6 protein-coding genes and 1 pseudogene are annotated in these 3,747 nt (G+C 34.5%); 5 read left to right on the top strand and 2 right to left on the bottom strand.

Going from position 1 to position 3,747, the window contains the following annotated elements; translation table 11 throughout:
* Positions 1-321: 321 nt before the first annotated feature.
* Positions 322-648, bottom strand: coding sequence for an XRE family transcriptional regulator (locus tag ACFIM1_RS09020; protein WP_375608881.1), 327 nt, complete (start codon positions 646-648; stop codon positions 322-324).
* Between the two features lie 94 nt (positions 649-742).
* Here ACFIM1_RS09020 and ACFIM1_RS09015 point away from each other — a divergent pair, with 94 nt between their 5' ends.
* Together ACFIM1_RS09015 and ACFIM1_RS09010 are read left to right on the top strand one after the other, a co-directional pair.
* Positions 743-1,060 (top strand): hypothetical protein, encoded by a 318-nt coding sequence (locus ACFIM1_RS09015; protein ID WP_375609794.1) that lies wholly within the window; start codon positions 743-745, stop codon positions 1,058-1,060.
* 10 nt (positions 1,061-1,070) lie between these two features.
* A complete protein-coding gene (locus ACFIM1_RS09010) occupies positions 1,071-1,511 on the top strand; it encodes a hypothetical protein (RefSeq protein WP_375609795.1) in 441 nt (146 codons plus the stop codon).
* 152 nt (positions 1,512-1,663) lie between these two features.
* On the opposite strand, the gene ACFIM1_RS09005 is transcribed toward ACFIM1_RS09010, so the two are convergent.
* Positions 1,664-2,356, bottom strand: coding sequence for a hypothetical protein (locus ACFIM1_RS09005; protein ID WP_375609796.1), 693 nt, complete (start codon positions 2,354-2,356; stop codon positions 1,664-1,666).
* Positions 2,357-2,430: 74 nt separating this feature from the next.
* Between ACFIM1_RS09005 and ACFIM1_RS09000 the strand changes: the two genes are divergently transcribed.
* From ACFIM1_RS09000 to ACFIM1_RS08990, 3 genes and pseudogenes are all read left to right on the top strand, one after another.
* Positions 2,431-2,898: a crossover junction endodeoxyribonuclease RuvC gene (locus ACFIM1_RS09000; RefSeq protein WP_375609797.1), complete on the top strand. Its 468-nt coding sequence runs from the start codon at positions 2,431-2,433 to the stop codon at positions 2,896-2,898.
* The gene (locus tag ACFIM1_RS08995; protein WP_375694656.1) at positions 2,898-3,266 is read left to right on the top strand and encodes a hypothetical protein; all 369 of its coding nucleotides are present in this window, start codon (positions 2,898-2,900) and stop codon (positions 3,264-3,266) included. The genes ACFIM1_RS09000 and ACFIM1_RS08995 overlap by 1 nt, the downstream gene beginning before the upstream one ends.
* Positions 3,256-3,747, top strand: a pseudogene (locus ACFIM1_RS08990) (hypothetical protein); the annotation flags it as partial. The gene ACFIM1_RS08995 and the pseudogene ACFIM1_RS08990, both read left to right, overlap by 11 nt.

Raw genomic sequence — 3,747 nt, 5'->3', positions numbered from 1 at the left:
TTTTCTTCTAAGAAAGGACCAGATTTAGCGAGATTTTGTTCTTCATTTTCGCAAATGACTAAGAGAATTTCATCAGAGTTTATAAACACTGGTTTTTTCACAAATGCCTCCATATCAAAATATTTAAATACATTTTGAAAAAAACGCCTTGACATAGGTTTTTTTTTTCGGGGTATGGTATCTATATATTTCATATTTAATGAACATCGTCAATAAAAAAATTCATAAAATATGAAATTTTATAAAGGTAAAAATTAATTATGGATAACACAATGTTAGAAAAACTTTGGAATTATGGAGATAAAAAAGTGATGGCAGCTATTATTCTTTGTCTAAAGAACAAGAGTTTTGAAGAATCGTTAAAACAGCTTTCTGAACTTCAGGTTTTGCTTGATAATAAAGACGAATAAATTGTTCAGATTCTTTTATTAAAAAAGGTGGGATTTCACCAAAAAAATCAATAATTTTTATTAGTTCGTCCGCTCTTATTAATCTAGGTTTTATTGGTTTATTTTTTGCTGAATTATTTAGTATGTTGGACAAAGCAGATGGCAATATTCCTAAGTGTTTAGCTAGCATTTTTTTGCTGCCATGTCCATTTTTAGCTAATTGCTCCTTAAGCCATGCCTTTAACTGATCCGATTCCATAAGAGTAAGGCTCTTTCATGTGACATGAAAAATCAATAAAAAAAAACTGAATTTTTATCTTGATAAAATTCATGAAATATGAAATTTTATTGTTATGAAAAAAGAACCTGCGTATACCATAATAAAATATTTAGGGGGGGCTGTTAATGTTTCGCGTATTTTGCAGAAGTGTAAAGGCGCTGTTTATCGTATCACTTACTCTAAAGAGAAGGGGGGTGCTAATGGATTATTTCCTTCAATTTATCAGGCGCAATTATTAACCTACGCACGTGATCATGGGATAGATTTGCGCCCCGAAGATTTTTTTTATCCTGAGCGCTTGCAGAGATTAATGCAAGAGCAACACCCCCCAATGTCGAAAATTTGCAAGAGCCGCGTTGTTGATCAGACGGGCGATAGATTGCAGCATTAAGGAGATCAAAATGAGTTCGAATGAAATTTTATGGATAGCAGTGGTTTCAGTTTTGCTCTTAAGCGGAGTGATGTTTCGTATTGCATTGCATTATCGCGACCAAGTTAAAGCACTTAAAGAGCAGGTTCAAGATCTTAAGAAAAAAATGAGAGAGAATGAGTTTAGGTATTTAAAGGAAAGCAAGCAGACCATTGATGAATGTGATGCGGATCTTGAAGAACGTGACAAGGAAATTAAACAACTGAAGCAAGAGATTGAAGAACTAAAACAAAGTATAGATGCGTATCGAGAAGAGTTTACACGGAAAAGTGAAAAGATACGGACACTAAAAGCAGATGTTCAATCACGCGACGAGGACATTGAAAGACTAACACAAGAGCTTAAGCAGCGTGATGAAGCAGTAAAAGCGCCGCCTCATAAGAGTAAGAAGAGTAAGAAGCAGGGTAAGTGAGGAGAGAAAGATGAGTTTAGTAGCAACAGTTCTTTCTATAACTACCAATCTATATTTGCTTTATGAGGTTTATCACTATTTTAAACAGGCAGGAGAGCTTAGGGATGAGATAATTAAACAAAAAAGAATAATATGGGATCTAGAGGATAAACTTAGGAAGAATGAGGGGATAAGAAATAGGTCCAAAAAGAAGCTTTAATTGTTTTTTGAGGATTACTTGAGGAAGTATGTTCCATAATAAAAAGCGGAGTATCTGATTTATTCAATTTTGAGGAACAAATGAAAAATTCTAATTTAATTTCTTGTCCACCGATTATATTATTAAAGGAATTAAGACCATTTTGTAAGGTTTGTTCTGTTTCGAGTTTTATTAGGTCTATATGTTTCGGAGATGTGGGGTTGATAGTTATTTGGCCATTTCCGCTAATAAATGTACCGTTGCTATAAACTATTTTATCAAATTCGAATTGGCATTTTTTCTCTATCCATATGTGATTTATTTTAATCATTCTTTCTGTAGGATTTTTAATGTATAATATGACACTAAATTTATTAGGATCATGTTTGTCTGGAGTAGGACTATGTACATTGAACTGTAGCGGTGGTCCTAAGTCCATTTCTTCTTTTGTTTTTAGTAAAAAATTGACATGTTTTTCTGATGATGTGGCTTGCTTTTGCAATGATTTATTTTGCTCTTCTAGATGGTTAAACTGTTTTTCTACATTGCATAAATCTTCTCTTCGAGTCTTTTCTGCTTTTTTGAGATCTACGTATCTTAAAAACAACGATAGTATTAGGGAAAAGATACTAATAATTATAGCTATAACATCTTTATCTATTTGCATACTTCTTACACCCTTCTTTCCTTCATTTTCGGAAAAAACACTTCTATAAAACACATTTTGTATGGAGATGCGCGGTGAATAACACGATTCTTTGCTTTGATCTAGGTACGAAGATGGGGTGGGCGATACGTGGAGGGGACGGTAGTATCATAAGTGGTACCATTAATTTTTACTCCCGTCGTTTTGAAGGCGGTGGAATGCGTTACTTGCGTTTTAAACAATGGCTATCAGAAATAAAGCAGACAGCAGGTCAAATTGACGCGGTGTATTTTGAGGAGGTGAGGCGTCATGTTGGCACGGATGCAGCGCATGTTTACGGTGGTTTATTAGCAACATTAACGGCGTGGTGTGAACAGCATCAGATACCGTATGAGGGGATACCAGTAAGTACGATTAAGAAAGCGACGACGGGGAAGGGGAATGCGTCGAAAGAAGAGATGATAGAGGCAATGTGTATTAAAGGACACAAGCCATGTGATGATAATGAAGCAGATGCTTTAGCAATTTTATATTTGGTTAAAGAGAAGGAGATCTTAGAGTGATGTCCAACAATAAAGTGGCGTTTGTAAAATTTAATACAGATCAGTTTTTAAAAGAGCTTACAAGTTTAAAAGCGACAGAGAAGGCTGTTTATACAACACTTGTGTTGCTAATGAATAATAGAAAAGCGCTTCTTATCAATTATGCGTCTTGTTTATCGGGTTGGTGTGGGTGTTCAGTGCAAACGTTTAAAAAGGCGTTAGAAACTTTAATAATGATGGGTCTTATTACGCGTTTAGAGAATAGGCGCTTATGGCATAAGTCATTAGCTTTTGATCAAAGTGTTCAAAGAAAATATTCAGAAAGAGCTTCAAAAGCCGCTTTAGCAAGGTGGAGTAAGAAAAGAGAGGAGGCAATACATGTCAACTAAGTTGCCATGGACGAGGCTTTTTGCAGACAAGTGGCTACTTGATCTTGCTTGTTTGCCCGCAATTGAAGGCAATGTTTATATGCGATTGCGATTGCAAATGTTGCGTACTAGAGAGCCTCTTGTAAATGATGCGCAAATATTATCTCATTTTACGTGTTGTTCAGTAAAAAGATTTCAGAAGGCATTAGATTACTTATTTAGATCTGGACACATTATTCTTTCAGAAGATGGTCATTTGTGGTGTTCAGATGTTGAAGAAGAATTAAAAAATTCAGACGAAACTTTAAATAAGTTTGCAGAAAGAGCAGCAAAAGCCGCCAATACTAGAAAACATAAAAACCAAGAAGAATCTTCAAGAGAGCTTCAAGATTCTTCAAGATGTCTTGAAGATTCTTCAAGAGGGTACAATAACATTAACATTAACAATAACAAAAAAAATAAAAATATTATTTTATCAAAAAGAGAAATTGATTTTGAAAAT

The sequence above is a fragment of the Bartonella sp. AC158YNML genome (genome assembly GCF_042196725.1).
Lineage (GTDB): Bacteria > Pseudomonadota > Alphaproteobacteria > Rhizobiales > Rhizobiaceae > Bartonella.
The sequence above is the reverse complement of the archived record's forward strand: the minus strand, read 5'-3'. Positions and strand labels throughout refer to the sequence as shown.